Origin of the sequence: Psychrobacillus antarcticus (assembly GCF_029533155.1) — a bacterium.
GTDB classification, from domain to species: Bacteria; Bacillota; Bacilli; order Bacillales_A; family Planococcaceae; genus Psychrobacillus; species Psychrobacillus antarcticus.
Genome location: NZ_JAIZDB010000058.1, coordinates 1 through 5,164, shown reverse-complemented (window position 1 = coordinate 5,164; position 5,164 = coordinate 1). Strand labels below are relative to the sequence as shown.

7 protein-coding genes are annotated in these 5,164 nt (G+C 33.4%); 4 read left to right on the top strand and 3 right to left on the bottom strand.

Features of this window, described 5'->3' with window-relative positions; translation table 11 throughout:
- Positions 1-797 precede the first annotated feature (797 nt).
- The 4 genes from LDK52_RS19755 (at position 798) to LDK52_RS19740 (ending at position 2,665) form a co-directional block, all read left to right on the top strand.
- Entirely contained in the window at positions 798-977 is a 180-nt protein-coding gene (locus tag LDK52_RS19755; RefSeq protein WP_277587618.1) for a hypothetical protein, read from the top strand.
- 518 nt (positions 978-1,495) lie between these two features.
- Positions 1,496-1,771, top strand: coding sequence for a hypothetical protein (locus tag LDK52_RS19750; RefSeq protein ID WP_277587617.1), 276 nt, complete (start codon positions 1,496-1,498; stop codon positions 1,769-1,771).
- 121 nt (positions 1,772-1,892) lie between these two features.
- Complete coding sequence (locus LDK52_RS19745; protein WP_277587616.1) at positions 1,893-2,285, top strand: DUF1259 domain-containing protein; 393 nt, start codon at positions 1,893-1,895, stop codon at positions 2,283-2,285.
- 113 nt (positions 2,286-2,398) lie between these two features.
- Positions 2,399-2,665: a hypothetical protein gene (locus tag LDK52_RS19740; protein WP_277587615.1), complete on the top strand. Its 267-nt coding sequence runs from the start codon at positions 2,399-2,401 to the stop codon at positions 2,663-2,665.
- A 371-nt stretch (positions 2,666-3,036) separates the two neighbouring features.
- On the opposite strand, the gene LDK52_RS19735 is transcribed toward LDK52_RS19740, so the two are convergent.
- From LDK52_RS19735 to LDK52_RS19725, 3 genes are all read right to left on the bottom strand, one after another.
- Positions 3,037-3,195 carry a hypothetical protein gene (locus LDK52_RS19735; RefSeq protein ID WP_277587614.1) on the bottom strand — a complete coding sequence of 53 codons (159 nt, stop codon included), beginning with the start codon at positions 3,193-3,195 and terminating at the stop codon, positions 3,037-3,039.
- Between the two features lie 636 nt (positions 3,196-3,831).
- Positions 3,832-4,134, bottom strand: a complete 303-nt coding sequence (locus LDK52_RS19730; protein WP_277587613.1) for a TIGR04104 family putative zinc finger protein — start codon at positions 4,132-4,134, stop codon at positions 3,832-3,834.
- A 52-nt stretch (positions 4,135-4,186) separates the two neighbouring features.
- Positions 4,187-4,906 (bottom strand): hypothetical protein, encoded by a 720-nt coding sequence (locus LDK52_RS19725; protein ID WP_277587612.1) that lies wholly within the window; start codon positions 4,904-4,906, stop codon positions 4,187-4,189.
- Positions 4,907-5,164: the final 258 nt, after the last annotated feature.

The window sequence follows — 5,164 nt, the reverse complement described above, 5'->3', positions numbered from 1 at the left end:
AAGGTCAACCATGGCATCAAGGTCAACCATGGCATCAAGGTCAACCATGGCATCAAGGTCAACCATGGCATCAAGGTCAACCATGGCATCAAGGTCAACCATGGCATCAAGGTCAACCATGGCATCAAGGTCAACCATGGCAGTAGGGTCAGCCTGGATATGAGCAACATGAGTCCAATTGGATTCAAAGACATGAATTCTAACCTTATATGCAACCTGGACACAACTGGCAACAATAGAGTAATATAGTTTTTATTTTTTTATAGAAGACAATTGCAAAACAAAGACGGAGCATTTATCAAGTTTTACTAAACACTTTTTAAATGTTCACCAAGTAAAAGGAAGAACTGATGCATATTAAGCATCGAATCTTCCTTTTTTAAAATGGACCTTTTAATGAACTAACCTGCCGTGTTAGCACCTTCTCATTTATTACACATTATCTACGAACTATGAACTAATCGTTCTCTTTTCCACAGTTTAAATAATGCAATCGTATAGGTGCTTCATTTCTACTGCCCTAATCGCTATCGGTATGCCAAGTACCATCTGGAGTAAAAAAACCTACTGTAAAAAACTATGGTTCTGATTGAATATAAACCCATTTTGTTTTTTCCATCTTCAATCTCTTTTTTGAACACATTGTTAAAATTAATTTACTTTAGTCAATATTGTTTTTATCTAGAGCCGAAAGCAGTATGGGAAGCCTGTTGATATTGCCGATCTAGGCTCTGGTCCTTTTTGAATAAATCCCACCCCAAAGGGTCATACTTCTAGAAAAGAAGTAGGTGAACACTTTGACTAAACTTGAAATAATTTTAAATGATTTTTATTTCGAAACCCTAATTGACATCGTTAAACAATTCAACGAACTTGTTCCCGAGCATTCTCCATATTCATATTCCGCACAAGATGTTATTGAATTACTACTCCTTCGGGAACATGTGAACAGTGAAATAAAAATTACTAGACCTTGAATAGGGTCTTTTTTTATTGCGAGGCTCTTTGGTCGTACTATGAAAAAATAAAATCTGTTTCAGTAAGCCAAAATAAGGTTACCTTGCAATAAAGGAGCGCTACTTATTCTAGGTATGTCTGTATACATAATCTTGGCGGTTTTATTCGTTATATCTGAAAGCTATATTGTTTATAGGCTATTTCAGACTTCTGGCAGTGGACTCCCATGGACTTTCCTTGCCTATAGCGCAATCGTTATGTTTTTATTCACATTTTTATATATAGTTCATTGGACTATATAGCCTGTTCGTAGTCCTCATTAATTAAATAGGGGCGTGCATTTTGATAAACTCTTTGTTAGCTTTAGCGTCTTTGTTTTATATCTTACGATTATTTTTTGTTTTGCTATTTAAAAAGGGATGAAGTGAAACAGATTGCTTTCACTTAATGATCGTACTGCGACATTACCTTAGAACAAACTTTGGCTTTTTATGGTTAGATTTTTATTATTGGGACACTCTATTTAAGAGGTGATTAAATGCATTTCCCAATAATTCATACAAACTTTTGGGATGCTCTGATAGCTATTCCAGTAATAATAATTATAACTCAACTAATAAAAATATATTTTAAAACCCCAAACAAATTTGTACCTCTCATTGCATTAATACTTGGTTTATTAATTTCTATCTTCATTAGCCATCGACATAACTTAGTGGCAGGTCTTTTCATGGGCTGGTTTTACGGCTATGCAGCTGTAGGCAATTATGCAGCATTAAAAACTGCGATAATATCTTATAGAAGTAAACACTAAAGTTAATAATAAAAATATACTTTTTGTTCGCAATATGTACATTTAATTTTTCGTACTATTATTGCGTTCTAGATAACTGTTTTTAGTTCATAAAATGATGAAAAAGAAAGAGGTGTATTTTGTGCATGACTTTCAAAGTATTTGCAACCAATTTGCTCAAATTGTTAATGGTATAGCAAATATGAAAAATGGTGTTTGTTCAGTGGAGCTTAAACGAAATTTTCCACTTACCATACAAAACCGCCCGAGTCGTAGTGCACTTCCTGCTGGAATAACTTTTGAGTCATTGGATTACGAAGGGATTGCACTTAACCTTGGTGAAGTGGTAATACTTCAAGAAGAATTACCCTCATTCCTTAGAGTACTTGTAAAAAACGAGCTAATTGTTAGTGCCATTCATAATCACTGGGTTTTTACTAATCCAACAATTTTATATGTACACTTTCAGTCTGTAGAATCTCCTCTATCTTTTGCACGAAAATTTGCAGAAGCGTTTACAGTGCTGAAGCACTGAGATAACGAATACCAACATTGTCTCTTTCAATTTAACCTTTTTCATATAAATTGTTACTAAGCATATAACTATGTTAAGTTATTTAATTTTTTATATTAGGAGGTTACCCAATATTGTCAAATGGTGAAGGTATCGATCAAAATAATCAAAATTCCGATACAGAAATTCACGCGGTACATCGTGCAGTGATGGACGCATTAACCATTACAATCGGCGATGCGATTTCAGCAATTTCTATACTACTCGGATCAGAAGAAGATTATAAAGAACAACAAGGTAAAATAGATAACCTTAAAAATATGATTCAACAAGTCAACGATTTAACTGAAAAAGTAAAAACTCTAAATCAACAAATTTACAAGAACAAGGACATTGTTTAATTAATTATTTATTCATACTGGAGGCTGTTTTCTAAATGGACAACAGAGAAAGTAATAATAAGAGTAACCAATATTCCGATTAAATTAGTGCGGCTGAACTTGCTGACATCAGACGAAGATAGCTAATCATCTTGGTCCGTCCTCGCATTTTTCCTTTTTCTTAAATAATATTTTTTTGAACTGGCTTTCTAGATATACACCCATCTTCTACTTTAAAATTTGAATATGATGTTATTCCGATTGAATGACTTCCAGTATTTCTGGGCATGTGCTCTTATATTGAATAAAAATCATGAATATAATTATAAAGACAAATGCGAGAATAACTTTATAATCTCCAGTATCGCTTCTTTCTCGCATTTGTTCTTTTCTTACGCATTCTCATTCCATTTTTTTGCTCTATCTAATCCAAGATTAATAGCCTCTTTTAGCGTAATTTCACCATCTGAAGCGATTCCTTTATGACCAATCAAATTTAAAATAACTAAAAAAATAACTAACAAACAAGAAACTATTTTTAAGAACCTCAAAATTAACACCATCCTATGATCAATGTGCCTATCTAGGATGGTGTTAATACTTCGTGATATGCACTTTTAGAACCAATATTACTAACAAAATACTCCTTTTATCAGAGAATCCTTCTTTTACTAAACTGCCGCTTTAGTTTAATAAGAAAAAAGGCTTTACTCCTTCTTGAAGTAAAGCACCCGTTAGCCATCCATGCAGCAAAAAAACGCTGCACCACAGAGGATGAAAATTGTTGCAGAACGGGAACGGGTATAGTTCAGTATGGCTGGCGAAGAAGGTCGATGAACTATGGTGCCTTAGAGCCCTTCCGTTAGTCTGACTCCAACGACCACGGTGCATCACAGACTGTCGCACTCTATACGAGTAGCACTCATGGGAGATTAATCCTACTCTGGTTATTGCACCAGCCTTGCCTTTACTCTAGAAGAATGGAGTTGATTCCTGTTTTACTCTTTAACTCAATATGAACATTCTGAAGGCTCAGCCTTTTTTTAAAAAAGCTTTTTCTGAGTCTTTTTTGTAATGCAATTTTATGGATTTTAAGCATTTTTTAATTTTCATGGGAGTTGAAGAAGAAAAGTGAAGCTTATACAACAATTGCTCCCTATTCTTGAATACTTCTTCACTATTTATCCTTAGAAATTTATATACTCTTCTCTGCTACTTAATTTGATTAAAAACGGATATAAAAGAATAAAAATAACGGTTAAAATGGGAAATAAGCTCAATAAGAAAGCTCCTGGCATATCAAAAAAAATTTGAAGAAGAAGTGGCAATAAGACAATGCTAGTAAGAAAACCAATTTTTGTTTTGGATTTTTGCGTTTGATATTGTTTTTCCCCACAATATGGGCATGTCATTACAGGATTTAATGTCGTCGTTTTTTTAATCGTCTGCTTCCAGTTCCACTTGTTATGGCAATTATCGCAAGTTGGCATTTTAATCCCCTCCTTGTTCTGCTAAAGCACCCGTTAGTTGAAGAAGAACCCGCTAGCTTAATAATTTAATGGGATTCTCATTTTTCAAAACATCTCCATTCACTACTGCTAATTTCAGCTTAGGGAAATTTCCTATAAAGTTATATTCAGTTAGCTTTCCACATGTATCCACAAAAACTTCTTCCAATGTATCTCTGTAATTCTCAAGACCCCTTAAAGAAACTAAGTTCCTACACCTATGAATCCTAAGTCTTTTCATTCCTTTCAAACCATTCAAGGTAGTTAAATCATAGACATTAGACCAATTTAAATGAACTTCGTTTGAACAGTTTGGAAATGTGTATTTCTCAAAACTCTTTTCTTTCGGTTTATGGTGCCAAAAGTAAAAATTCTCGTTATGAATACAACTATCCAATTTTTCATCTTTAGAAATCCAATCGGTAGATATTTGTATTAAGTTCTCTAACAAAGCAAAGTTAAGACCTGTTCTTTTACCATGAACACCAAAATGTTCTAATGATTTTAATGAATAAACACCATCTATATTTTTTAAATCCAGATCATTAAACCATATTTTTTTTACGTTACTTAGTTCATGTAGAAAATCAAAGTTATCTTCTTTAAAACCATAATCAGCGGAACCGAACACTCCATCGTATTTACCACTTTTATATTCTTTAATACAACCACTTATATTATTTGAATCTATTCCTAATTGCTTTTTTCCATCTTCAATGTTTACATAAAAATCTCCAATTTTTCTAATTGGCATTTTATTAATTCCCCTCTAAAAACAATTCACTTTTTTATAGTATAACCTCTTCGCCCTGTTAAACTAAATGCGGCTTTAGTTTAAGTGTAACATTTCACATTGCATATCTGAGATCAATTTAATATTTTGGACTTTAAAAAAGCCCATCGAAATGATGGCCATATTTTGCTAAAGCACCCGTTAGCCATCCATGTAGCGCAAAATCAGCGCTACACCACAGAGAATGAAAATGTGAAAACCTGGGTATAGAATACTACG

Coding starts and splice junctions, on each gene's coding strand:
- LDK52_RS19750 (WP_277587617.1), top strand. CDS start 1,496: ATGCATTTCCCAATAATTCATACAAACTTTTGGGATGCTCTGATAGCT.
- LDK52_RS19730 (WP_277587613.1), bottom strand. CDS start 4,134: ATGCCAACTTGCGATAATTGCCATAACAAGTGGAACTGGAAGCAGACG.
- LDK52_RS19725 (WP_277587612.1), bottom strand. CDS start 4,906: ATGCCAATTAGAAAAATTGGAGATTTTTATGTAAACATTGAAGATGGA.